A 23,256-nucleotide genomic window follows, 5' to 3' on the forward strand; every position below is an offset into this window, starting at 1 on the left:
GCCGCCGGTGAAGGCGAGCCCGGCCACGGTCAGAGCGGTCCTACGGAAGATGTCGGTACGCATGATGGTCGGCACCTTTCGATCGGGGGTACGCGACACACACCAGGGGGGCGGGTGCGCCGCGGGAAAGGAAAGGTCGAGATGTCCGGGGGCCTGCGGCCGGGGGGCCGAGGCTCGTCCCTGGGGGGATGCAACCGGCCGGGCCGGCCACACATTCCACGTCCACACGTCTCGCGGGCTCGTGCGACGGGCACCCGCTAGGGTCCGGGGATGTAACCACGGTGGGGGGGCCGGTCATTCCGGCGGCCGGCGCCCGGTGGCTCAGGCCCGGATGGTGCTCCGTGGTCCGGGGGATGTAACCACCCCGGCCGGACCCGCATTCCGCCGGCCACCCGGCCGACGAACGGCCTGGTCACCGAATTACCTGATCATCGAACGGCCTGGTCACGCGGCCACGATGGTTACAACGACCCGACGCCCCGACCCATGCCCCGCCACCCGGTGGCGCCCGCCACCACAGACCCGCCATCCGGGCACATACCACCACCCCTGCGTCGATCATGCAGTTCCGGTGGGGCAGGAACCGCCCAACCGGGCCGATACCCGGCACCACAACTGCATGATCCACGCGGCCTGGAGGGGGACGAGGGGCGGGGGGACAGCGATCCACGCGGCATGGAGCGGGGACCGGGGACGGGGGGACAGTGATCCACCGGCCTGGAGCAGGGACGGGGACAGGGACTCGGGGGGTGACGGCGAAAGGGCGGCGGCCCGGTGGCTGGTGCCACCGGGCCGCCGCCCTCGTGCTGTTCTGCCTTACTCGTCCGCGCCTGCGGCGGCGGTGCCGCCGAGGTCGGCCGGGACGGCGTCCGGCACGGTGGCCGGCCGGTCCGCGCCCTTGAAGACGAGCTTGGACTTGTCGATGTCCTCCGGGTCGCCCTCGCAGTCCACCACCACGATCTGACCCGGGGTCAGCTCGTTGAAGAGGATCCGCTCGGACAGGTTGTCCTCGATGTCGCGCTGGATCGTGCGACGCAGCGGACGCGCACCGAGCACCGGGTCGAAGCCCTTCTTCGCCAGGTACTTCTTGGCGTTGTCGGTCAGCTCCAGGCCCATGTCCTTGTTGCGCAGCTGGCCCTCGATCCGCTGGATCATGATGTCGACGATCGACAGGATCTCCAGCTGGCGCAGCTGGTGGAAGACGATGGTGTCGTCGATCCGGTTCAGGAACTCAGGCCGGAAGTGCTGCTTGAGCTCGTCGTTGACCTTCTGCTTCATCCGGTCGTAGTTGGACTCGGAGTCCTCCGACGCCTGGAAACCGAGCGAGACCGCCTTCGCGACGTCGCGGGTGCCCAGGTTGGTGGTCAGGATGATGACCGTGTTCTTGAAGTCCACGATCCGACCCTGACCGTCGGTGAGCCGACCGTCCTCCAGGATCTGGAGCAGCGTGTTGAACACGTCCGGGTGGGCCTTCTCGATCTCGTCGAAGAGGACCACCGAGAACGGCCGACGCCGCACCTTCTCGGTCAGCTGGCCGCCCTCGTCGTAGCCGACGTAGCCGGGAGGGGCACCCACCAGCCGGGAGACCGTGTAGCGGTCGTGGAACTCGGACATGTCGAGCTGGATGAGGGCGTCCTCGCTGCCGAACAGGAACTCGGCCAGCGCCTTGGAGAGCTCGGTCTTACCGACACCGGACGGGCCGGCGAAGATGAACGAGCCCGACGGACGCTTCGGGTCCTTCAGGCCGGCCCGGGTACGCCGGATCGCCTTCGAGACCGCCTTGACCGCGTCCTCCTGGCCGATGACGCGCTTGTGCAGCTCGTCCTCCATGCGCAGCAGGCGCGAGGTCTCCTCCTCGGTCAGCTTGTAGACCGGGATGCCGGTCCAGTTGCCGAGCACCTCGGCGATCTGCTCGTCGTCGACCTCGCTGACGACGTCCAGGTCACCGGCCTTCCACTCCTTCTCCCGCTGCGCCTTCTGGCCGAGGAGCTGCTTCTCCTTGTCGCGCAGCTGGGCGGCGCGCTCGAAGTCCTGCGCGTCGATCGCGGACTCCTTGTCGCGACGCACCTGGGCGATGCGCTCGTCGAAGTCGCGCAGGTCTGGCGGCGCGGTCATCCGGCGGATCCGCATCCGGGCACCGGCCTCGTCGATGAGGTCGATCGCCTTGTCCGGCAGGAAGCGGTCGGAGATGTACCGGTCGGCAAGCGTCGCGGCGGCCACGAGGGCCGCGTCGGTGATGCTCACCCGGTGGTGCGCCTCGTAGCGGTCGCGCAGGCCCTTGAGGATCTCGATGGTGTGGGCCAGCGACGGCTCACCCACCTGGATCGGCTGGAAGCGGCGCTCGAGGGCGGCGTCCTTCTCCAGGTGCTTGCGGTATTCGTCGAGCGTGGTCGCGCCGATGGTCTGCAGCTCGCCGCGGGCCAGCATCGGCTTGAGGATGCTCGCCGCGTCGATCGCGCCCTCGGCGGCGCCCGCGCCGACCAGGGTGTGGATCTCGTCGATGAAGAGGATGATGTCGCCGCGGGTGCGGATCTCCTTGAGCACCTTCTTGAGGCGCTCCTCGAAGTCACCGCGGTAGCGGGAACCGGCGACCAGGGCGCCGAGGTCGAGCGTGTAGAGCTGCTTGTCCTTCAGCGTCTCGGGCACCTCGCCCTTGATGATCTTCTGGGACAGCCCCTCGACCACGGCGGTCTTGCCGACGCCGGGCTCACCGATCAGGACCGGGTTGTTCTTGGTGCGGCGGGAGAGCACCTGCATGACCCGCTCGATTTCCTTCTCGCGCCCGATGACCGGGTCGAGCTTGCCCTCGCGGGCGGCCTGGGTCAGGTTGCGGCCGAACTGGTCCAGCACGAGGCTGGTGGACGGCGCGGCCTCGCCCGGCGTGGCGCCCGCCGCGGCCGGCTCCTTGCCCTGGTAGCCCGAGAGCAGCTGGATCACCTGCTGGCGGACCCGGTTGAGGTCGGCGCCGAGCTTGACCAGCACCTGGGCGGCGACGCCCTCGCCCTCGCGGATCAGACCGAGCAGGATGTGCTCCGTGCCGATGTAGTTGTGGCCGAGCTGCAGCGCCTCGCGCAGCGACAGCTCCAGCACCTTCTTGGCCCGCGGCGTGAACGGGATGTGCCCGCTCGGCGCCTGCTGGCCCTGGCCGATGATCTCCTCGACCTGCTGTCGCACACCCTCCAGGGAGATGCCGAGGCTCTCCAGAGCCTTGGCGGCGACGCCCTCACCCTCGTGGATCAGGCCCAGCAGGATGTGTTCCGTACCGATGTAGTTGTGGTTGAGCATCCGGGCCTCTTCTTGGGCCAGGACGACAACCCGTCGCGCTCGGTCGGTGAACCGCTCGAACATGCCCTCGTGCTCCTCACGTGCCGTGCGCACTCGATCTTGATGGTCAAGAAGTCGTGGCGGGGCCGGTGCGCGGACGACCGGGACGGGCGTCCGTGCCTCCTTACTCTATCGCCGCGAGCCGACTCCGCTGAGGTCGTGTGTCCCCGCCGGAGGCCGTGTACGCGTCGTTTTACACAACCGTCCGCGCTCAGGGGGTGTTCCGGTACCCCCGCCTGTACGCGCAGAGCGAAATTCGGGCCACGTCGCGGACCCGTCGTGCGGGCCGCGCCGGTGCCGACACGGCCGGGATCCGGGCCGTCCGGGAGTCGTCCACAGGCTGTGGACGGACTCTCCACCGGCTGTGGACAACCACCGTCGGGACGGAATTCTTCCCGCTCGGACGCGGTCCCGGGCGGATACGGCGACGCCGGCCCGGAGTCGTGCTCCGGCCCGGCGTCGGTGTCGCCCGTCGGCGGTCTCGGTCAGTGACCGGCCTTCGCGTGGTACTCGTCGACGATCTCCTGCGGGATCCGGCCGCGGTCGGAGATGTCCTTGCCCGCCTTCTTGGCCCAGGCGCGGATCGCCTTGTTCTGCTCCCGGTCGGCGGTGGCGCCACCCCGACCGCGCGCGGCCCGGCCGCCGACGACGACGCCGCCCCTGCCCACCTTGGTGCCGTGGGCGATGTACTGAGCGAATACGTCGCGCAATTTCTCGGCGTTCGAGCTCGACAGGTCGATCTCGTACTGAACGCCGTCGAGCGCGAACTTGACCGTCTCGTCAGCGTCCCCGCCGTCCAGGTCATCGACCAGCTTATGAATGATCTGCTTGGCCACGTCCCACATTCCTTTCGAGCAGGGTGCTCCTGCAAACTGAGAGCACGATAACCCGCCCGACGCTTGCCGCGTCAATAGGATGCGGTAACGACCCGGTGGAGATGCGCGACTACTCCGGGCGAACCAGGGGGAAGAGGATGGTTTCCCGAATTCCCAGGCCGGTGAGCGCCATCAACAGCCGGTCGATTCCCATTCCCATACCCCCGGCGGGCGGCATTCCGTACTCCATCGCCCGGAGGAAGTCCTCGTCCAGCCGCATGGCCTCGTCGTCGCCGCGGGCGGCGAGCTGGGCCTGGGCCACCAGCCGCTCGCGCTGCACCACCGGGTCCACCAGCTCGGAGTACGCGGTCCCCAGCTCGAAACCGAGCACGTAGAGGTCCCACTTCTCGGCCAGCCCGGGCTCGCTGCGGTGCGCCCGGGTCAGCGGGCTGGTCTCCTCCGGGTAGTCGCGGACGAAGGTGGGCGCCTGGAGGCCCGGCACCACCAGTTCCTCGAACAGTTCCTCCGCCAGCTTGCCCGGCCCCCACTTCGGGTCGACGGCCAGACCCACCTTGTCGGCGTACTCCACGAGGCGGGCGCGCTCGGTGCGTACCGTGACCTCCTCGCCGAGCGCCTCGGAAAGCACCCCGAAGAGGGTCACCGAGCGCCACTCGCCGCCCAGATCGAACTCCTGGCCGTCGGCGTGCGTCACCACGGTCGAGCCGCTGAGCGCGATCGCCGCCTGCTGCACCAGATTCCGGGTCAGCTCGGCCATGGTGTCGTAGTCGCCGTACGCCTCGTATGCCTCGAGCATCGCGAACTCGGGCGAGTGCGAAGAGTCGACACCCTCATTACGGAAGTTGCGGTTGATCTCGAAGACCCGGTCGACGCCGCCGACGACGGCCCGCTTGAGAAACAGTTCCGGCGCGATTCGCAGATACAGATCCGTGCTGAGCGCATTGCTGTGGGTCACGAATGGCCGGGCTGCCGCGCCGCCGTGCAGCAGCTGGAGCATCGGGGTCTCCACCTCGATGAAGCCCCGGCCGTGCAGCACGTCGCGCAGGCTGCGGACGGTCGCGGCCCGGGTGCGCACCATCTGCCGGGCCTGCGGGCGGACGATCAGGTCCACGTAGCGCTGCCGGACCCGCGCCTCCTCGCTCAACGGCTTGTGCGCCACCGGGAGCGGGCGCAGCGCCTTCGCCGTGACCGCCCACTGCTCGACCAGCACGGACAGCTCGCCGCGCCGGCTGGTGATCACCTCGCCGGTCACCCCGACGAGGTCGCCGAGGTCGACCAGGCGCTTCCAGTCGTTCAGCCGGTCGGCACCGACCCGGTCGAGGGAGAGCATGGCCTGCAACTCCGTGCCGTCGCCGTCCCGCAGGGTGGCGAAGCAGAGCTTGCCGGTGTTGCGTACGAAGATCACCCGGCCGGTGACCGAGACCTGGTCGCCCGTGGCGGTGTCGGTGGGCAGCTCGGCGTACTTCTCGCGGATCTCGGCCAGGGTGCTGGTCCGGGGAAATCCGATCGGGTACGGCTCGACGCCCTCGGCGAGCATCCGGTCCCGCTTCTCCCGGCGGACCTTCATCTGCTCGGGAAGGTCGTCGGCGGGATCGACTGGCACGGGGTTCTGCTCGGTCACGGCACGCTTCCTCAGAAGGAGATTTCGGGCGGGGTCAGGCCCCGAGCGTACTCAAGGCCCCGGGGAGGCGTTACGGGATGACCTGCCGGCCATGACCGACCCCACTCACGCCCTCTCGTTCGGCGCCGGGCGGCGGCCGGGTCAGAGGTTGCGCTCGTAGACCATCCGCAGGCCGATCAGGGTGATCATCGGCTCGTGGTGGGTGATCGTGCGGCACTCGTTGATCACCAGCGAGGCCAGCCCGCCGGTGGCGATCACCGCGCTCACCTCGCCCAGTTCCTCGATCATCCGCTCGACGATGCGGTCCACCTGCCCGGCGAAGCCGAAGTAGAGGCCGGACTGGAGGCACTCGACGGTGTTCTTGCCGATCACCGAGCGGGGTCTGGTCGCCTCCACCTTGCGCAGCTGGGCGGCCCGCGCGGCGAGCGCGTCGAAGGAGATCTCGATGCCCGGGGCGAAGGCGCCGCCGAGGAACTCGCCCCGGCCGCTGATCACGTCGAAGTTGGTGGTGGTGCCGAAGTCGACCACGATCGACGGCCCGCCGTAGAGGGTGTACGCGGCCAGGGTGTTCACCACCCGGTCGGCGCCCACCTCCTTCGGGTTGTCGATGGCGAGCTGCACCCCGGTGCGCACCCCGGGCTCGACGATCACGCTCGGCAGGTCCGCGTAGTAGCGGGACAGCATGGTGCGCAGCGAGCGCAGCGCGGCCGGCACCGTGGAGCAGGCCGCGACCCCGGTGATCTCGACCGCGTCCCCGGCGAGCAGCCCGCGGAACTTCAGGCCCAGCTCGTCGGCCGTCGACCGCGCATCGGTCTTGATCCGCCAGGAGTGCACCAGCTTGTCGCCGTCGAAGGTCGCCAGCACGGTGTTGGTGTTTCCGATGTCGATGCAGAGCAGCACGCACGCAGCCTAGACAACGGCCGGCCGCCGGTTCACCCGGTGCGCAGGTCCATGGCGATGTCGAGGATCGGCGAGGAGTGCGTCAGCGCCCCGACGGACAGGAAGTCGACGCCGGTCGCCGCGTACCGCGCCGCCACGTCGAGGGTCAGCCCGCCGGTCGCCTCCAGCTCCGCCCGGTCCCCCACCGACGCGACCACCTCGGTGAGCATCTCCGGGGTCATGTTGTCCAGCAGCAGGAAGTCGGCCCCGGCCTCGACCGCCTCCACCGCCTCGGCGACGGTGTCCACCTCGACCTGCACCGGCACGTCCGGGAAGGTCTCCCGGACCCGGCGGAAGGCCGCCGTGATGCCGCCCGCCGCCAGCTTGTGGTTGTCCTTGATCATCGCGACGTCGTGCAGGCCCATCCGCTTGTTCGTGCCGCCGCCCGCGCGGACCGCGTACTTCTCCAGGGCGCGCAGGCCCGGGGTGGTCTTGCGGGTGTCCAGCACCATCGCCTTGGTGCCGGCCAGGGCGTCCGCCCAGGCCCGGGTGTGGGTGGCCACCCCGGACATCCGGCAGAGCAGGTTGAGCGCCGTCCGCTCGGCGGTGAGCAGCAGCCGGGTCGGGCCGGTCACCGTGGCCAGCACGTCGCCGCGCGCCACCCGCGCGCCGTCGTGGGCCACCACGGACACCTCGACCGTACGGCCGGCGCCCGTCGCCTCGCCGACCAGCTCGAACACGGCCGCCGCCACGGCCAGCCCGGCCACCACGCCGTCGGCGCGGGCCACCAGGTCGGCCGTGTCGGCCTGCCCGGCCGGGATGGTGGCGACGCTGGTGACGTCGAGGAAGTCCGGCCCCAGGTCCTCGGCGAGCGCGTCGGAGATCACCCGCCGCACCCGCGCCGGGTCCAGGCCCGCCTCCCGCAGTGCCCGTTCCGTCGACTCCGTCATCGGGTCCCCTCCCACGCTTGCGTCAGCCGGCCCTGCGCCCCGACCGCGCCGACCAGGTGGCCGTGCCACCGCTCGTCGGCCGTCGGGAAGTCCTCCCGCCAGTGGCAGCCCCGGGTCTCCCGGCGGGCGTACGCGGCGGCGACCAGCGTCGACGCCACGGTGATCAGGTTCGTCGCCTCCCAGTCGGCCGTCCGGGGCCGGCCCTGGCCCTCGCCGAGCCCGGTCAGCACGCCGGCGGTCGCGGCGAGGGTGTCCGCCGAACGGAGCACGCCCGCGCCCCGGGTCATCGCCCGTTGCAGCGTCGGCGTCGCCTCGGCCGGCACCACCCAGCCCTCGCCGCCCACCCAGGCGCCGGTCGGCGCCGGCTGCGCCTGCTCGGGCAGCCCGGCCGCGATGTCCTCCGCGATCCGCCGGGAGAAGACGAGCCCCTCCAGCAGCGAGTTGCTGGCCAGCCGGTTCGCGCCGTGCACGCCGGTGCAGGCGACCTCGCCGCACGCGTACAGCCCGGGGATGGAGGTGCGGCCGCGCAGGTCGGTGCGGACGCCGCCCGAGGCGTAGTGCGCCGCCGGGGCGACCGGGATCAGGTCGGTCGCCGGGTCGACCCCGATGGCCAGGCAGGACGCGACGATGGTCGGGAAGCGCCGGGCCAGGAAGTCGCCGCCCAGGTGCCGGGCGTCGAGGAAGACGTGGTCCGCCCCGGTGGCCAGCAGGACCCGGTGGATGCCCTTGGCCACCACGTCCCGGGGCGCCAGCTCGGCCAGCTCGTGCTGCCCGACCATGAACCGCTTGCCGTCGCCGTCCACCAGGTGGGCGCCCTCGCCGCGCAACGCCTCGGAGACCAGCGGCTGCTGGGCGTGCCCGGCGCCGGGCACGCCGGCGGCGGCCGGGGTGATCAGCGCGGTCGGGTGGAACTGGACGAACTCCACGTCGGTCACCGCCGCGCCGGCCCGCAGCGCGAGGGCCACCCCGTCCCCGGTCGACACGGCCGGGTTGGTGGTGGCCGCGTAGATCTGGCCCATCCCGCCGGTGGCGAGGACGACCGCCCGGGCCAGGATGGCGCCCACGCCGTCCTCGCTGCCCTCGCCGAGCACGTGCAGGGTGATGCCGCAGGCCGGGCCGAGCCCGTCCGGGCCGTCCCCGGGGGCGCGCAGCAGGTCGAGCACCAGGGCGTGCTCGACCAGCCGGATCCACGGGTCGCGGCGCACGGCGGCGTGCAGCGCGCGCTGCACCTCGGCCCCGGTGGCGTCGCCGCCGGCGTGCACGATCCGGTCGGCCCGGTGGCCGCCCTCCCGGGTGAGCATCAGCGAGCCGTCCGGGTTGCGGTCGAACTCGGCCCCGATCCGCATCAGCTCGCGCAGCCGGATCGGGCCCTCCTCGACCAGCACCCGCACCGCCGCGGGGTCGCAGAGCCCGACGCCGGCGATCTCGGTGTCCGAGGCGTGCGCGGTCGGGGTGTCCTGCGGGTCGAGCACGGCGGCGATGCCGCCCTGCGCCCAGCGGGTCGACCCCTCGTCGATGTCGACCTTGGTGACCACGGTGACGTGCAGCCCCGCCTCGCGCAGGTGCAGCGCGGCGGTCAGGCCGGCCACCCCGGAGCCGACCACGATCACGTCGGTGGTCTCCACCCAGCCGGGCGCGGGGGCGGCCAGGAGGCGGGGCAGGGCCGGCAGGTCGACCGTCGGAAGGTCCATGCCCACAGTCAACCCGAAGGTCCTTCGCGCGGGGCGGCGGGGGCGGGACGAGTGGTTTGGGCCATCGGGTCCGGACGCGACCAGGGCGTGCCGGCCAACGTCACCCACGGCGGGGGTGCCCGCCTGGTCCGGCCGCCCGAACCGGCGCGGCGGCCGGCCCCGCTCGGCGCTACCGGGTGCGGACTGGGAGGGCCGCCGGGCCCGCGCCCCGCAGCGAGCCGGTCACCGTACGGTCGTCGAGCCAGAGGTAGCAGCGCACGCCCCGGTCACCGACGCGCCACCGGCCCGCCCCCGGAGGGCGGACCACCACGCCGCTACGGAAGCGCAGGTCGGCGTCGTCGGGCACGCCCACGTAGCGGCCGAGCACCGAGCGGCAGCCGGCGTACAGCGGGGCCCAGTCGGCGGCCCGGGTCGGGTAGGGGCGGTCGGGCGCCCGCCACACCCCGACGAACTCGGCGTCGTGCCTGGTGGCGCAGTCGACCGGGAGCAGCGTCCGCACCGACCCGCCCTGGGAGCGGGCCCGCTGGCAGCCCAGGCGCAGCGGGGACGGCCCGCGCAGCGCGTCGCGGAGGCTGCCGGTGCGGACCACCACCGTGGCGGCGGCCTCGGCGCTGCTCACCTCGGTCAGGTCGCACCGGTACCAGCGGGCGCCGGCCGCCCAGCCCGGCCCGGACGGCACCGCCACGGCCAGCCGGAGCCGCCCCGCCCGCCAGTCGGCACCCACGTGACCGGTCGCCCGGCCGTCGCAGTCGACGAAGGCGGCGCGCAACTCGGCCGAGCCGCCCGGCGGCGGGGCGGCCCGCGCGGCCGGAAAGGCGCCCACGTGCACGGTCTCGACCCGGTGCGGCGCGGCGCAGTCCACCGGCGCGTACGCCGCCAGGGTCACCACGTCGGCGAAGTCGGCGACCTGGCACACCCCGGCGGCCGGAACGAAGGGCCCGGGCGCGGGCGGGGCCGCCCAGTCGTCGACCAGGTCACCGTCCAGCCCGCCGGAGTCGGCGCACCCCGCCAGGAGAAGGGCCGCGGCGACGGCCGCGAGCAGGGTGGTCATCGCTCGGCGCATCGCGGCCTCCCCCAGCCACCCGCGTCTGTCGACGGGCAACCAGACTACCCAGAGACGACCGTCCGGTGACAGACCGCACATGCGCCCACTTGCCGGCGCTCCCGCGCACCCGCGGTCACAGTCCGGACGAAAGCGACAACGGGTCGCCCGGCCCGACCCGAGAGCGCGGGATCGCGCGGGGGAGGGCGGTCAGACGGCGGCGGCGAGGGGGTTGGGGATCGGGGCGCCGGCGGTGCCGGGGGCGGCGGTCGTCGGGTCGGTGTTCAACTCGACGACCCGGTTGTCGGCGTCGACGTGCACGACCCGCGGCCGGTACGCCCGGGCCTCGGCGTCGTCCATCTGCCCGTACGAGATGAGGATGACCAGGTCGCCCGGGTGCACCAGGTGGGCGGCGGCGCCGTTGATGCCGATCACGCCGCTGCCCCGCTCGCCCGGGATCACGTAGGTCTCCAGCCGCGCCCCGTTGGTGATGTCCACGATCGCCACCTGCTCGCCCGGGATCAGGTCGGCGGCGTCGAGCAGGTCCTCGTCGACGGTCACCGAGCCGACGTAGTGCAGGTCGGCCTGGGTCACCGTGGCCCGGTGGATCTTCGACTTGAGCATGGTGCGCAGCATCGGGGTGCCTTTCGCGGAAGGTGGCGGGGTGGGGTTCAGGAACGGGGGGCGAGCCGGATCGCCGCGTTGTCGATCAGCCGGGTGGCACCCACCCAGGCGGCGACGAGCAGCCGCGCCGGCCCGGAGACCGGCCCCGGATCCAGGTCCGGGTCGGTGAGCACCAGGTAGTCGAGCCGGGCGCCGGGCGTACCGGCGCCGAAGGCCGCGTGCGCGGCGGCGAGCACCGCCCCCGCGTCACCGCCCGCGTCGGCGGCCCCGGCGCCGGCCCGCAGCGCCGCCGACAGGCTCAGCGCGGCCTGCCGCTCGGCCGGGGAGAGGTAGCGGTTGCGGCTGGACAGGGCCAGCCCGTCCGGCTCCCGCACGGTGGGCACGCCGACCACCTCGACCGGCACGTCGAGATCCCGGGCCATCCGCCGCACCAGGGTCAGCTGCTGGTAGTCCTTCTCGCCGAAGAACGCCAGGTCGGGGCGGGTGAGCTGGAGCAGCTTCAGCACCACGGTGAGCACCCCGTGGAAGAACCCGGGGCGGCTCTGCCCCTCCAGGTCCTCCCCGAGCGGGCCGGGGTTCACCCGGACCCGGGGCTCGCCGTCCGGGTACATGTCCGTCACCGCGGGGGCGAAGACCACGTCCGCGCCGGCCCGCCGGCAGATCTCCAGATCGGCGTCGAGGGTGCGCGGGTAGCGGTCGAAGTCCTCGTTCGGCCCGAACTGCAGCGGGTTGACGAAGATCGTGACAAGCACGTGGTCGGCCCGCTCCCGGGCCGCCCGCAGCAGCGTCTCGTGCCCGGAGTGGAGCGCACCCATGGTCATCACGACGCCGACGGTGCCCTTCAGCCCGTCCCGCGCCGCGGCCAGTTCGGCGCGGCCGTGCACCAGTTCCGTCACGCGGTCCCCTCCGTCCACCGTCGGCCCGTTCACGCCGCCACCTCCCGCCGGTCGCCGGCGAGCACGCCGAGCAGCGACTCCGCGTCGACCGGCCGCAGCCGGCCCGCGGCGATGGCCCGGTCGGCCGTACGCCGGGCCAGGGCCAGGTAGGGCGCGACCGACTCGGGGGCGGTCGCGGCGAGCCGGGCCAGGTGCCGCTCGACCGTGCCGGCGTCGCCCCGGGACACCGGCCCGGTCAGCGCGTCGTCGCCGAGGCGCAGCGCGTTCTCCAGGGCGGCCCGCAGCAGCGGGGCGAGCACCTTCTCCGGCTGGGCCACCCCGGCGTCGCGCAGCCGGTCGGCCGCCTCGTTGACCAGGGTCACCAGGTGGTTGGCGCCGTGCGCCAGCGCCGCGTGGTAGAGCGGGCGGTCCGCCTCGCCGACCCACTCCGGCACCCCGCCCAGGTCGGCGACCAGCCGGGCGGCCAGGGGGCGCAACTCCGCCGGGGCGGTCACCCCGTACGAGATGCCGGCCAGCCGGGCGAGATCGTCCGGCGTACCGGTGAAGGTCATCGCGGGGTGCAGCGCCAGCGGACGGGCGCCCGCCGCGGCGGCGGGGGCGAGCACGGCCAGCCCGTGCGCGCCGGAGGTGTGCGCGACCACCTGGCCGGGGCGCAGCGCGCCGCCGTCGGCCAGGGCGGCGACCACCCCGGCGAGCGCGTCGTCGGGCACGGCGATCAGCAGCAGGTCGATGGCCGCCCGCGCGACGGCGGCGGCGGAGCGGCGGGGCACGCCGGGCAGCAGCAGCGCCGCCCGCGCCCGGGAGGCGCCGGAACCGGCCGTGGCGGCGACGACGCGGTGGCCGGCGGCGACGAGTGCGGCGCCCAGCACGGCGCCGACGCGGCCGGAGCCGACGACGCCGACGGTCAGGGAACGGGGGGTGGCGGCCGGCGGGACGGCGGCCCCGTGGGGGGTGGCCGGGCGCGGGCGCAGGGGTGCGCTCATGGCGACGATCCAGTCCTCGAGAAGGGGTACCGGTCGATCGCAAGTATGCGCCGGGGTGACGGAACCGGGACAAGGATGTGTGAAAACGTTCACCGATGGCCCCGACCCCGTGCAGCCGGGGCGGGACGGGCGGCCTCCCCGACCGGCTGCGTAGGGTCGGCACGGTGACGCACGCCGAACGAGGAACGGACTGATGTCGATCCGCTGGCGGGACGCGATGCAGCGGGCGCTCTACGGGCCGGGCGGCTTCTTCGTCTCCGGGTCGGGGCCGGCCGCCCACTTCCGCACCAGCGTGCACGCCTCGCCGGCGTTCGCCGCCGCGCTGGTGCGGCTCGTCGAGCAGGTCGACGCCGCCCTCGGCCACCCCCGCGTCCTCTCCGTCGTCGACGTGGGGGCGGGCCGGGGCGAGCTGCTGCGCGCCCTCTCCGCCGCGCTGGGCGCTGCCCGCCCGTCGGCCCGCGCCGGGTCGCCGCCCGCCGCCGCCCCACCCTCCGCGCCGGTCCCGCTCGCCGCCCGGGTACGCCTCACCGCCGTCGAGAAGGCGGCCCGGCCCGACGGCCTCCCCGAGCGGATCGGGTGGGTGGACGAGATCCCCGCCGGGCTCACCGGGCTGCTGGTGGCCACCGAGTGGCTGGACAACGTGCCGCTGGACGTGGCGGCGCGCGCCGGGGACGGCTGGCGGTACCTGCTGGTCGACCCGGCCACCGGGGCGGAGACCGTCGGTGACCCCGTCGGCCCCGCCGACGCCGACTGGCTCGAACGGTGGTGGCCGGCGTCAGCGGCCGGAGCCGACGAGACCGACCCGACCGGGTCACGGCACCCGGTAGGCGCGCGCGCCGAGATCGGCCGGACGCGCGACGACGCCTGGGCCGAGGCGGTCCGCAGGGTGGACCGGGGGCTGGCGCTGGCCGTGGACTACGGGCACCTGCGGGACGGCCGACCCGTGGACGGGACGTTGACCGGGTACCGGGGCGGGCGGCAGGTGCCGCCGGTGCCGGACGGGAGCCGGGACGTCACCGCGCACGTCGCCGTGGACTCGGTCGCCTCCGCCGGCGCCACGGTCGCCGGGTGCGCGTACGACCTGGTGTCGCAGCGGGAGGCGCTGCGGGCGCTCGGGGCCGACGGCGGGCGACCCCCGCTGAGCCTGGCCACCGGCGACCCGGCCGGATACGTGCGGGCGCTCGCCGCCGCGTCCGCGGTGACCGAGCTGACCGACCCGGCCGGGTTGGGCGGGCACTGGTGGCTGCGCCAACCGGTCGGCGTCGACCCCGCGTCGTTCATGGCACGATGACGGGCATGACCACGGACGCCGGTGACCTCCGCGAGCTGACCGTCGGCACCGGGGCAGGCGGGGAGCAACTCGGCACCGACATGGTGCTCAACATCGGGCCGCAGCACCCCTCCACGCACGGCGTGCTCCGGCTCAGGCTGGTGCTCGACGGCGAGCGGGTGGTGGCCTGCGAGCCGATCGTCGGCTACATGCACCGGGGCGCGGAGAAGCTGTTCGAGGTCCGTGACTACCGGCAGATCATCGTGCTGGCCAACCGGCACGACTGGCTCTCGGCGTTCTCCAACGAGCTGGGCGTGGTGCTCGCCGTGGAACGGCTGATGGGCATGGAGGTGCCGGAGCGGGCCACCTGGCTGCGGATGGCGCTGGCCGAGCTGAACCGGGTGCTCAACCACCTGATGTTCCTCGGCTCCTACCCGCTGGAGATCGGCGCGATCACGCCGATGTTCTACGCCTTCCGCGAGCGGGAGACCATCCAGGCGGTGATGGAGGAGGTCTCCGGCGGCCGGATCCACTACATGTTCAACCGGGTGGGCGGGCTCAAGGAGGAGGTGCCCTCCGGCTGGACCGGCCGGGCGCGGGCCGCCATCGCCGAGGTACGCCGGCGGATGCCGGACCTGGACAACCTCATCCGGCGCAACGACATCTTCCTGGCCCGTACGGTCGGCGTCGGGGTGCTCTCCGCCGCGGACGCCGCCGCGTTCGGCGCGTCCGGGCCCGTCGCCCGCGCCTCCGGCCTCGACCTCGACCTGCGCCGCGACGAGCCCTACCTGGCCTACGACCAGCTGGACGTGCCCGTGGTCACGAAGACCGCCGGGGACTGCCACGCCCGCTTCGAGGTGCTGCTCGACCAGGTGTACGCCTCGCTCGACCTCGCCGAGCAGTGCCTGGACCGGGTGGACCGGCTCAGCGGGCCGGTCAACACCCGGCTGCCGAAGGTGCTCAAGGCCCCCGAGGGGCACACCTACGCCTGGACCGAGAACCCGCTCGGCATCAACGGCTACTACCTGGTCTCCCGGGGCGAGAAGACGCCGTGGCGGCTGAAGCTGCGCACCGCGTCGTACGCGAACGTGCAGGCGCTGGCCACCCTGCTCCCCGGCTGCCTGGTGCCGGACCTGATCGCCATCCTCGGCTCGATGTTCTTCGTGGTCGGCGACATCGACAAGTGACCCGCCCGGCCGCGGCTCGCGGCCGCGGCTCCCGCTCTCGGCTCCCGTTGTCGGCCTCCGGTCGCGGCTTCCGCTCTCGGCCTCCGGTCGCGACGCCCGCTCCCGGCCTCGGTCGGGGTGGCCGGTCGCGGCGTGCGGTCGGGGTCAGCGCCAGCGGTCGGCGTTGCGGGCGCCGCCCGCGCGGGGCACGTCGTCCTGGGGCGGATAGCCGTAGCGCTCCTCCTGCCGCCGGCCGGGCAGCTCCGGCCCGGGCTCCGCCCGACGGGCGCGGTGCGCCTCGGGCTCGCGGGCGTCGTGCCGCGCCTCGGGCTGGTGTCCCCGCTGGCGGGGCGGACGCCACTCGTCGGGCATCGGCACCCCGCCGGCCGGCAGGGCCGGGGCGCCGTCCGGCTCCGACCAGCCGCCGCGCCACCCGTCGTCGGCCCGCTCCGGGCCCCGGCGCGGCTCCTCCCGCCGGACCGCCGCCCAGCGGTCCGCGACCCGGTACTCGGTGCCGGTGGCGTCCGCGTGCATTTCGGCGCGCCGCTCCCCGACCCGCAGCTCCCGGCCCCGGTCGTCGTCCCGCACGGCGGCCCACCGGTCCCCGGCGCGCAGCTGCGACCAGTACTCCCCGCCCTCCGCCCCCGCCTCGTCGGGCGGGTACGGTCGGCCGCGCCCGGGCGGTTCGGTCGGCGCCCCCCAGCCCGGTGCGCCCGCGCCGCCCCGACCCGGGTCGTTCCACTGCCGTCCGCGCTCGTCGGGCCGGCCCGGCCACTCCCGCTCGCCGGGCTGGGCGGACCACTCCCGCTCGCCGGGCTGGTCCGGCCGGAGCCGGTCGTCCCGGGCGGCCCCGGGGCCCGGCCGCGACCCGTCGTCGTCCCGACGTGACCGGTCGTCCCGATGTGACCGGTCGGCGTGGCGGGGCCGGTCGGCGTGGCTGGACCGGTCGTCCGGGTCGTCGTGCCCGTGGCCCGGCCAGGAGCGGTCGTCCGGCTCGCCCGGCCAGGGCTGCTCCTCCTGCGCCGGGGACCAGCGTCCCGCGTACCCGCCGCCGTACCGGGTGCCCCGGTCGCCGGGAACGGACGCGGCGCCGTCCACGATGGTGTGCCGCGTGGTGACGTGCACGGTCTCGGTGTGCCGCACCACCCCGAGCGGGCGGGGCGTGGGCTGGCTCCCCGGCTCCGCCGGCCGGGCCGCCCCGTACACGCCGGCAGTTCCGCCGCCGGCCGGCCGGTCCGCGCCGTACCCGCCAGCCGTTCCCGGGGCCGGCTCGTCCGTGCCGTACCCGCCGACCGGACCGGGCGCGGACCGCTCGGCCCGCGGAGCCGGCTGCGGCCTGCGGGCGGGCTCCTCGTCGTCCCGGTCGGCGCGCCCCCGGCGGGGCACCGCGTCGGCCTGCTCCGGCACCCGCCCCCGGCCGGCGACCGCGTCGTCCACGGACGCCCGGGCCCGGCCGGCAACGGCCGGGGCATCGACCCCGGCCAGCGCGGCGCTGCTGGCGTCCAGCCGCCGACGCAGCGCGGTGATCTCCTCCTGGGCCCGCTGGGCCTGGTCGAGTGCCTGGTTGCCGCGCTGGGCGGCGGCCACGATCTCCCCGCGCAACTCGCGGCGGAGCTGCTCGATCTCGTCCAGCAGCTCCTCGGTCCGGGCCGGGCCCGCGCCGTCGCGGCGCAACGCGATCGACAGGCCGATCAGGACGACGGCCGTGATGGCGAGCACGGCGGCGAAGCGCAGCGGACCGTTGCTGTCGGCGACGAGCAGGATCAACGCCGCCACCGGCGCCAGGGCGACACCGGCCCAGAAGAACACGGTGGGCAGCGGGATGTGCTTGTCGGCGGGGGCGACCGGGGCTGGCATGGGTCCGCAGCCTACCGAGACCTGCCGCGCCTGGGAAAGGGGTGAACGGGGCAACCGACATCTTCACCGCCGATCGCCCCCGTCGGCGTCGACCGACCGGCTGCGCGGGTCGACGTCGGCCCGCCCGTCGGCCGCCGGCGGCACGGGACCACCGGCGGCCGGCCGGGGTCAGCCGACGGCCAGTGCGCCGTCCGAGGAGAACACCAGGCCCACGCTCGCGGCCCCGGTCTTCAGCGCGTTCTTGGTCTGCGGGCCGCCCTGGTCCAGCGAGCTGAACGAGCCGGCCTTGAAGTCGTAGACCTGGACGAGCCCCGCCTGGCACTTCGGCCGCTGCGGGCACTCCGGCGGCCCGGCCAGCACCGTGGCCTGGCCCGAGCACTTGGCGGCCAGCTCGGAGAGCGTGCTGACGCCGTACTTGTCGGCGAACGCCTTGGTCACGGCGAAGGCGTTCTGGTCCTGCGCCGCCGCCGGCGTGCCGAAGACGAGGCCCACCTTGTCGCCGGCCGCCTTGAGCGCCGTGACGGTCTTGTCCAGCTCGGGCGAGGACACCGGCTGGGCGTCCTTGCCGTTGGCCTTCGTGTTCAGGAACTCGGCCATGGTCGCCGCGTACTCCGGGATCACCTGGATCTCGCCCTTCTCCAGGGCCGGCTCGTAGAGCTCGCGGTTGCCGATCTGCTGCACCTTGGCGTCGTAGCCGGCGGCCGTCAGGGCGATCTTGTAGAGCTCGGCCAGGATCTGGCTCTCGGTGAAGTTGGCCGCGCCGATCACGATCTGCCCGCCGGGCCCCTTGGCGACGCCCGCGGTGACGTCGTTGGCCGCCGCGAACTCCTCGGCCGCCTTCTGCGCCGTCTTGCGGTCGACGTCGACGGCCTTGTTGAGCTGGATCAGCTTCGGCGTGTCGAGCGCGGCCGAGACCTTGTCCAGCGCCGCGATCAGCTGCGGGTTGGCCGCGTCGGCGTTGACCGCCGGGATGACGTTGTCGGTGTTCTGGAGCTTCTTGTCGTCGTCGAGGACGACGAGCTGGTCACCCGCCACCGGCGCGCAGCCGGCCCCCGAGGCCGCCTGCTCCGGGGCGTCGGTGCCGGAGGAGCCGGCGTCGCCGCAGCCGGTCAGCAGCCCCGCCGCGGCGAGGGCTCCCACCGCACCGACGGCCAGGCGTGTACGTGCGCGCATCATTGCCCGCCTTCCGTGTCCCGGCGCGACCCTGCCGGGCCGGCCGCGTGTCCGACGGGCGATCTTCGTCCGGCCGCCCGCTGTGTCCCACGGGCGACTCCCCTGGGGCCGCCCGGTCTCCCACCCAACATCTTCCACGCGGGACCGACAACCCGGGAGCGAGTTTGTCACCGGATCGTCACCGCGTGCCTCGGCGGGCAGGCGCCCGACCCGGCGCCCGAAAAGCTGCGCGCGGAGAAGCTAGCCGCGCTCCCCCGTCCGCGCGCACCGGTCGGGCGCGGCGTGCGGGTGGGCGGACCACGCTCAGCCGCCGGCCACCGCCTGCGCCGCCCGGCGCCGCGCCCGACGGCGGCCGGCCCGCAGCGGGCGCGGCGTGACCAGCCGCTCGACCAGGGCCAGCACGAGTTCCAGCAGGATGGCGAGCCCGGCCACCAGCACGCCACCGGCGATGATCTGGCCACCACCGGCGGCGATGTCCAGCCCGAAGCCCGCCCGGATGATCTGGCCCAGACCGCCGCCGTTGACGAACGACGCCAGCGCGGCGGTCGCCACCACCTGCACCGCCGCCGTGCGGAACCCGGCGGCGAGGTAGGGCACCGCCAGCGGCAGCTCGACCCGGCGCAGCAGCTGCCACCCGGAGAAGCCCATCCCGCGCGCCGCGTCCCGGGCCTCCGGATCGGCCTGCCGCACCCCCGTGTACGCGTTCGCCAGCAGCGGCGGCACCGCGAAGACGGCCAGCGCGACCACCACCGACGGCCGGCCGAAACCGAGGAAGGTCAGCGGCAGGATGGTGAGCAGGGCGAGCGTGGGGATGGCGAGCGACACGTTGGACACCAGCACCACCAGGCCGCCGCCCCGGCCGGTGTGCCCGAGCCAGAGCCCGATCGGCCAGGCGACCAGGCAGCCGAGCGCCACCGCCGCCGCCGACATCGACAGGTGCTCACCCAGCCGGTCCAGGATGCCGCCCGGGTTCGTCCAGTTCAGCGGGTCGTTGAGCCAGACCAGCGCCGCCTCGACCGGATTCACCAGGCCAACCCTCCGTTCGCGACTGCGGGACTCCGCTGCGCTGCGTTCCTCGCGCTCACCGGGCCCGCTTCAGCCAGGGGGTCAGCAGCCGGCCCGCGCCGGCCAGGACCAGGTCGAGCACCAGGGCGAGCAGCACGCAGAGCAGCGTCCCCGTCATGATCTGCGCCTTGTAGAAGTTGTTCTGGAAGCCGGCGAAGATCAGCTGCCCGAGGCCGCCGCGCCCGATCACCACGCCCACGGTCACCAGGGCCACGGTGCTGACGGTGGCCAGCCGCAACCCGGTGAGGATGCCCGGCAGGGCCAGCGGCAGCTCGACCCGGAAGAGCCGGCCCCAGCGGCCGTACCCCATCCCCTCGGCCGCCTCGCGGACCTCGGGGGGCACCTGGTTGAGCCCGGCGACGGCGTTGCGGACGATCACCAGCAGCGCGTAGAGGACCACCACGCTGAGCGCGGTCACCGCGCCGATGCCGAGGTAGGGGGCGACGAACGCGAAGAGCGCCAGCGACGGCACCGTGTAGAGCACCCCGGTGAGGGCCAGGACCGGCCCGGCGAGCGAGCGGTACCAGTACGCGGCCACCGCCAGCGGCAGCGCGATCAGGGCGGCGATCAGCACCGCCCGGGCGGTCAGCGAGGCGTGCTCACGCAGCGCGGCGAGGATCGTGTCAGAGTTGTCCCGCACGTACTGCCAGGAGAACCACGGGTTACCCGGGTCGGCCCGGTAGCTCAGGCGGAAGGACATGTGTGGACGTTACCCCGGAGGGCACCGCCCCCGCCGAGCCGCGCGCGGCGTCGATCGCCCTGGAGGGCATCCGCAAGCGCTACCCGGACGGCACCGAGGCCGTACGCGAGCTGAGCCTGGACATCCGGGCCGGGGAGCTGGCAGTGCTGATCGGACCGTCGGGCTGCGGCAAGTCCACGGTGCTCCGGATGGTCAACCGCCTCATCGAGCCGACCGGCGGCCGGATCCTGCTCGGCGGCGAGGACGTCACCCGGGTCGACCCGGTCCGGCTGCGCCGCCGGATCGGCTACGTGATCCAGAACGTCGGGCTCTTTCCGCACCAGACGGTCAGCGCCAACGTCGCCACCGTGCCCCGGCTGCTCGGCTGGCCCCGCCAGCGCAGCCGCCGCCGGGTCGACGAGCTGCTGGAGCTGGTCGGGCTCGACCCGGCCACGTTCGGCCGCCGCTACCCGCACGAGCTCTCGGGCGGGCAGCGGCAGCGGGTCGGGGTGGCCCGGGCGCTGGCCGCCGACCCGGTGGTGCTGTTGATGGACGAGCCGTTCTCGGCCGTCGACCCGATCGTGCGGACCCGGTTGCAGGAGGAGTTCCTCCGGTTGCAGGCCGAGGTGCGCAAGACCATCGTGCTGGTCACCCACGACCTGGACGAGGCGGTCCGGCTGGGCGACCGGATCGCGGTGCTCTCCGAGGGCGGGCGCCTGGAGCAGTACGACACGCCGGCCGCCGTGCTCGGCGCGCCCGCCACGCCCTTCGTCCGGGAGTTCGTGGGCGCGGACCGGGGCATCCGCCGGCTGGCGGTCACCCCGGTCACCGGCGAGGCCGTCGAACCGCTGCCGGAGACCGGGGTGGCCGAGCTGCCGACGATGCCGGTCGGCGGCTCGGCGTACGACGCGCTGGGGGTGCTGCTGACCTCGTCCGCCGACCGGGTCGTGGTGACCGACGGGGGGCGGCCGATCGGCGTGCTCAGCCGGGCGCGGCTGCTCGAACTGGGCACGCCCGAGCGGTGAGGGCGGCCGGGTCAGGCGCGACCGCCGAGGCTGGCCGTGCCGATGATCCAACCGGAGAGGAAGCCGTAGGTCGCGCCGGTTCCGCCCGCCTGGATCGCCGTGAGCAGCGACGGTTCCGGGCCGAGGAAGGCGGCGAGCAGCGAGGCGAAGCCGCTGGCCAGGACGTACGCGGCCCAGCCGGAGAAGAACTGCGTCCCCGACCCCTGCACCCGGGCCACCTGCGAGGTGGGCAGCAGGTAGAGGAAGAGCGCCGCGAGGATGACCAGCAGGACGGCCCGCAGGTTCGCCACGAGCAGGTTGCCGGTCGCCCCGTCAGCGTTGAAGTGCCACGCCGGCCAGGAGAGCAGTTGCAGGTACCAGCCGCCGGCGGAGTTCGGGTCGGTGCCGGCGGCCCAGCCCACGTACGCCGGGCTGCCGCAGACCGCGACCAGGAGGAGCGCCGCGAGCGCGCCCGTGCCCGCCGCCGTCCCGTAGCGACCGCCGGTGCGTGACGGGTTGGTGAGCGCCATGATCGGATCAGTTCCCGGCGGACCGCGGGGGGCAAACCTGCCCGGGGTCGTGGGTCGCCGTCACGCTCGCGGGTGCTTCATCAGGTAGTCGATGAACGCGGCCCGCAGCAGCGGCGCCGACTCCTCGTAGCCGTGCCCGGTCAGCTCCCGCCACAGCGCCGCGGCCTCGTCGATCGTCGGCCCGACCGAGTTGGGCGCGCCGTCGAGGGCGGCGGCCTCGTCCGCGTTCGGCAGGTGCCGCAGCACGGACCAGAAGAAGCGCACGTCGCGGCGCTCCCGGGCGACCGTGAACGCCCGCTCCCGCAGCTCCTCAGTGGACAGCGCGTCGAGTTCCTCGAACGACGGGCCGGCGGAGGTCGATGGTGTGTCGGTCATGCCGCCGAGCCTAACCGGCGAGATCACTCCCGGCCCGGTGGACGCGGCACCGGCTCACCGCCCGCCGGCGTCCCACCGGCGCGGGCCGTTCTCCCAGCCGGGGTCGCTCCAGGGGTCCACCGGACTCTCGGGGGACCGCCTCGGCACTGCCGGCGGCCAGTCGCCGACCGGCTCCGGGTCCGCCGGGGGCGCCGTCCAGCCCGCGCCGATCCGGCCGTCCCCGGCGGGGACCGGCTCCGCCGCCGCGCCGGTCGCCGGCCGCCCGTACGCCTCGACCAGCCGGGTGACGAGCAGCCCGACGCCGATCGCCACCGCGCCGACCGCCCACCGGCTCACCGTCCAGCCCCGGGCCTGCGCGTACGCGAGGAGGACCGTGACCAGGCAGACCGCCAGCAGGGTGCCGAAGACCCCGCCCCGCCGGCCGTAGGCGCTGGTGCCGGCGAGCAGCGCCAGGCCGACCGCGAGCACCGTCCAGTCCAGCCCGGGGTCCGGCGCGACCGGGGCGATGTCCCGGCTGGCGGTGAGCATGCCGGCCAGCGCGGCCAGCACCGTGGAGCCGACGAGCGCGCCGGAGGTGACCACCGCCGCCACCGCGCCCCGGCGGCGGGCCGGGTCCACGACCGGGCGGAACCGCCCGACCACCCGACGCACGGCCCGCACCGAGCCGAACAGGCCGCCGAGCACCGCGACGGCCGCGAACCCGACGAAGAGGTGCAGGGCACCGCGCTCCGGGTCGTAGTCGCCCTGCGGCAGGACCGCCGCGGAGCGCTGCTCGACGTACACGATCACCGCGGCCGCACCGGCGAGGGACGCGGCCCAGCCGGGCACGTGCAGCACCACCACGACCAGCGCCAGGGCGAGCCCGCCCAGCGCGGCGACCGCCAGGGCCGGTCCGGCGGCGGCCTCGGCGCCCCGGTCGCCCTGCTCGGCGACGTGCAGCGCGGCGGCGACCGCCACCGGGCCGACGGCCAGGTTGACCGCGGCGGTACGCAGGGTCAGTCCGGCGGCCAGCGCCAGCAGCCCGAGCACGACCGCGTCGAGGAGCAGGGACCGCAGCCCGTCGCCGCGCAGCGCGGCCGGCTCCTCCCGCCAGAGCAGGTACGCCAGGACGCCCAGCCCGGCCAGGAGCAGCAGCTCCCAGACGACGTGCACGGCGAACCGGTCGCGGCCGGGTTCGCCGTGCGCGGGGTCGTCGAAGACGTTCTCCAGGACCGAGGCGGGGATGCCGGACGAGGGCTCGGGGGCCGGCTCACGCCCCGGTTCGTCGTGCCGCATGACGCCGCCTCCCACGTGG

The 23,256-nt window shown here is 74.5% G+C and carries 20 protein-coding genes; 3 read left to right on the forward strand and 17 right to left on the reverse strand.

Annotation, left to right across the window (positions count from 1 at the left end):
• Positions 1-816: 816 nt before the first annotated feature.
• The 10 genes from AB0G08_RS18980 to AB0G08_RS19025 all read right to left on the reverse strand — a co-directional run bounded on the left by AB0G08_RS18980 (position 817) and on the right by AB0G08_RS19025 (position 12,843).
• Complete coding sequence (locus tag AB0G08_RS18980) at positions 817-3,348, reverse strand: ATP-dependent Clp protease ATP-binding subunit (protein WP_357879243.1); 2,532 nt, start codon at positions 3,346-3,348, stop codon at positions 817-819.
• Positions 3,349-3,809: 461 nt separating this feature from the next.
• On the reverse strand, positions 3,810-4,160 hold the full coding sequence (locus tag AB0G08_RS18985) for an Lsr2 family protein (RefSeq protein ID WP_357094775.1): 351 nt from the start codon (positions 4,158-4,160) through the stop codon (positions 3,810-3,812).
• 109 nt (positions 4,161-4,269) lie between these two features.
• Positions 4,270-5,778 (reverse strand): lysine--tRNA ligase, encoded by a 1,509-nt coding sequence (lysS, locus tag AB0G08_RS18990; RefSeq protein WP_358089403.1) that lies wholly within the window; start codon positions 5,776-5,778, stop codon positions 4,270-4,272.
• A 141-nt stretch (positions 5,779-5,919) separates the two neighbouring features.
• Positions 5,920-6,678, reverse strand: a complete 759-nt coding sequence (locus AB0G08_RS18995; RefSeq protein WP_358089405.1) for a type III pantothenate kinase — start codon at positions 6,676-6,678, stop codon at positions 5,920-5,922.
• Between the two features lie 32 nt (positions 6,679-6,710).
• On the reverse strand, positions 6,711-7,607 hold the full coding sequence (gene nadC / locus AB0G08_RS19000; RefSeq protein ID WP_357879230.1) for a carboxylating nicotinate-nucleotide diphosphorylase: 897 nt from the start codon (positions 7,605-7,607) through the stop codon (positions 6,711-6,713).
• Positions 7,604-9,298 (reverse strand): L-aspartate oxidase, encoded by a 1,695-nt coding sequence (locus AB0G08_RS19005; protein WP_358089409.1) that lies wholly within the window; start codon positions 9,296-9,298, stop codon positions 7,604-7,606. The genes nadC and AB0G08_RS19005 overlap by 4 nt, the downstream gene beginning before the upstream one ends.
• A 169-nt stretch (positions 9,299-9,467) precedes the next feature.
• Entirely contained in the window at positions 9,468-10,361 is an 894-nt protein-coding gene (locus tag AB0G08_RS19010) for a septum formation family protein (RefSeq protein WP_358089411.1), read from the reverse strand.
• Positions 10,362-10,550: 189 nt separating this feature from the next.
• On the reverse strand, positions 10,551-10,976 hold the full coding sequence (gene panD / locus AB0G08_RS19015; RefSeq protein ID WP_357879220.1) for an aspartate 1-decarboxylase: 426 nt from the start codon (positions 10,974-10,976) through the stop codon (positions 10,551-10,553).
• Positions 10,977-11,011: 35 nt separating this feature from the next.
• Positions 11,012-11,860 (reverse strand): pantoate--beta-alanine ligase, encoded by an 849-nt coding sequence (panC, locus tag AB0G08_RS19020; protein ID WP_358089414.1) that lies wholly within the window; start codon positions 11,858-11,860, stop codon positions 11,012-11,014.
• 29 nt (positions 11,861-11,889) lie between these two features.
• On the reverse strand, positions 11,890-12,843 hold the full coding sequence (locus tag AB0G08_RS19025) for a Rossmann-like and DUF2520 domain-containing protein (protein WP_358089417.1): 954 nt from the start codon (positions 12,841-12,843) through the stop codon (positions 11,890-11,892).
• 193 nt (positions 12,844-13,036) lie between these two features.
• Between AB0G08_RS19025 and AB0G08_RS19030 the strand changes: the two genes are divergently transcribed.
• Together AB0G08_RS19030 and AB0G08_RS19035 are read left to right on the forward strand one after the other, a co-directional pair.
• On the forward strand, positions 13,037-14,134 hold the full coding sequence (locus AB0G08_RS19030) for an SAM-dependent methyltransferase (protein WP_358089420.1): 1,098 nt from the start codon (positions 13,037-13,039) through the stop codon (positions 14,132-14,134).
• The gene (locus AB0G08_RS19035; RefSeq protein ID WP_358089422.1) at positions 14,131-15,300 is read left to right on the forward strand and encodes an NADH-quinone oxidoreductase subunit D; all 1,170 of its coding nucleotides are present in this window, start codon (positions 14,131-14,133) and stop codon (positions 15,298-15,300) included. Before AB0G08_RS19030 ends, AB0G08_RS19035 begins: the two co-directional genes overlap by 4 nt.
• Positions 15,301-15,444: 144 nt before the next feature.
• Here the strand turns inward: AB0G08_RS19035 and AB0G08_RS19040 are convergent, their stop codons facing one another.
• The 4 genes from AB0G08_RS19040 to AB0G08_RS19055 all read right to left on the reverse strand — a co-directional run bounded on the left by AB0G08_RS19040 (position 15,445) and on the right by AB0G08_RS19055 (position 20,074).
• The gene (locus tag AB0G08_RS19040; protein WP_358089425.1) at positions 15,445-17,136 is read right to left on the reverse strand and encodes a hypothetical protein; all 1,692 of its coding nucleotides are present in this window, start codon (positions 17,134-17,136) and stop codon (positions 15,445-15,447) included.
• Positions 17,137-17,304: 168 nt separating this feature from the next.
• Positions 17,305-18,309, reverse strand: a complete 1,005-nt coding sequence (locus AB0G08_RS19045) for a glycine betaine ABC transporter substrate-binding protein (RefSeq protein WP_358089427.1) — start codon at positions 18,307-18,309, stop codon at positions 17,305-17,307.
• A gap of 303 nt (positions 18,310-18,612) precedes the next feature.
• A complete protein-coding gene (locus AB0G08_RS19050; protein WP_358089429.1) occupies positions 18,613-19,335 on the reverse strand; it encodes an ABC transporter permease subunit in 723 nt (240 codons plus the stop codon).
• A 55-nt stretch (positions 19,336-19,390) separates the two neighbouring features.
• Entirely contained in the window at positions 19,391-20,074 is a 684-nt protein-coding gene (locus AB0G08_RS19055) for an ABC transporter permease (protein WP_357879194.1), read from the reverse strand.
• 2 nt (positions 20,075-20,076) lie between these two features.
• On the opposite strand from AB0G08_RS19055, the gene AB0G08_RS19060 reads away from it, so the two are divergent.
• Complete coding sequence (locus AB0G08_RS19060) at positions 20,077-21,078, forward strand: ATP-binding cassette domain-containing protein (RefSeq protein ID WP_358089431.1); 1,002 nt, start codon at positions 20,077-20,079, stop codon at positions 21,076-21,078.
• Between the two features lie 11 nt (positions 21,079-21,089).
• Here AB0G08_RS19060 and AB0G08_RS19065 read toward each other — a convergent pair whose 3' ends face one another.
• The 3 genes from AB0G08_RS19065 to AB0G08_RS19075 are packed head-to-tail and all read right to left on the reverse strand — an operon-like array spanning position 21,090 to position 23,252.
• On the reverse strand, positions 21,090-21,587 hold the full coding sequence (locus AB0G08_RS19065) for a hypothetical protein (protein WP_358089434.1): 498 nt from the start codon (positions 21,585-21,587) through the stop codon (positions 21,090-21,092).
• 60 nt (positions 21,588-21,647) lie between these two features.
• Positions 21,648-21,962: a hypothetical protein gene (locus tag AB0G08_RS19070; RefSeq protein WP_358089437.1), complete on the reverse strand. Its 315-nt coding sequence runs from the start codon at positions 21,960-21,962 to the stop codon at positions 21,648-21,650.
• A gap of 54 nt (positions 21,963-22,016) precedes the next feature.
• Positions 22,017-23,252, reverse strand: coding sequence for an ABC transporter permease (locus AB0G08_RS19075; RefSeq protein ID WP_358089439.1), 1,236 nt, complete (start codon positions 23,250-23,252; stop codon positions 22,017-22,019).
• Positions 23,253-23,256: the final 4 nt, after the last annotated feature.

It is taken from the genome of Micromonospora sp. NPDC023644, from assembly GCF_040640115.1.
Taxonomy (GTDB): domain Bacteria; phylum Actinomycetota; class Actinomycetes; order Mycobacteriales; family Micromonosporaceae; genus Micromonospora.

Coding starts and splice junctions, on each gene's coding strand:
- AB0G08_RS18980 (WP_357879243.1), bottom strand. CDS start 3,348: ATGTTCGAGCGGTTCACCGACCGAGCGCGACGGGTTGTCGTCCTGGCC.
- nadC (WP_357879230.1), bottom strand. CDS start 7,607: ATGACGGAGTCGACGGAACGGGCACTGCGGGAGGCGGGCCTGGACCCG.
- AB0G08_RS19005 (WP_358089409.1), bottom strand. CDS start 9,298: ATGGACCTTCCGACGGTCGACCTGCCGGCCCTGCCCCGCCTCCTGGCC.
- AB0G08_RS19010 (WP_358089411.1), bottom strand. CDS start 10,361: ATGCGCCGAGCGATGACCACCCTGCTCGCGGCCGTCGCCGCGGCCCTT.
- panD (WP_357879220.1), bottom strand. CDS start 10,976: ATGCTGCGCACCATGCTCAAGTCGAAGATCCACCGGGCCACGGTGACC.
- AB0G08_RS19025 (WP_358089417.1), bottom strand. CDS start 12,843: ATGAGCGCACCCCTGCGCCCGCGCCCGGCCACCCCCCACGGGGCCGCC.
- AB0G08_RS19030 (WP_358089420.1), top strand. CDS start 13,037: ATGTCGATCCGCTGGCGGGACGCGATGCAGCGGGCGCTCTACGGGCCG.
- AB0G08_RS19035 (WP_358089422.1), top strand. CDS start 14,131: ATGACGGGCATGACCACGGACGCCGGTGACCTCCGCGAGCTGACCGTC.
- AB0G08_RS19040 (WP_358089425.1), bottom strand. CDS start 17,136: ATGCCAGCCCCGGTCGCCCCCGCCGACAAGCACATCCCGCTGCCCACC.
- AB0G08_RS19045 (WP_358089427.1), bottom strand. CDS start 18,309: ATGCGCGCACGTACACGCCTGGCCGTCGGTGCGGTGGGAGCCCTCGCC.
- AB0G08_RS19055 (WP_357879194.1), bottom strand. CDS start 20,074: ATGTCCTTCCGCCTGAGCTACCGGGCCGACCCGGGTAACCCGTGGTTC.
- AB0G08_RS19065 (WP_358089434.1), bottom strand. CDS start 21,587: ATGGCGCTCACCAACCCGTCACGCACCGGCGGTCGCTACGGGACGGCG.
- AB0G08_RS19070 (WP_358089437.1), bottom strand. CDS start 21,962: ATGACCGACACACCATCGACCTCCGCCGGCCCGTCGTTCGAGGAACTC.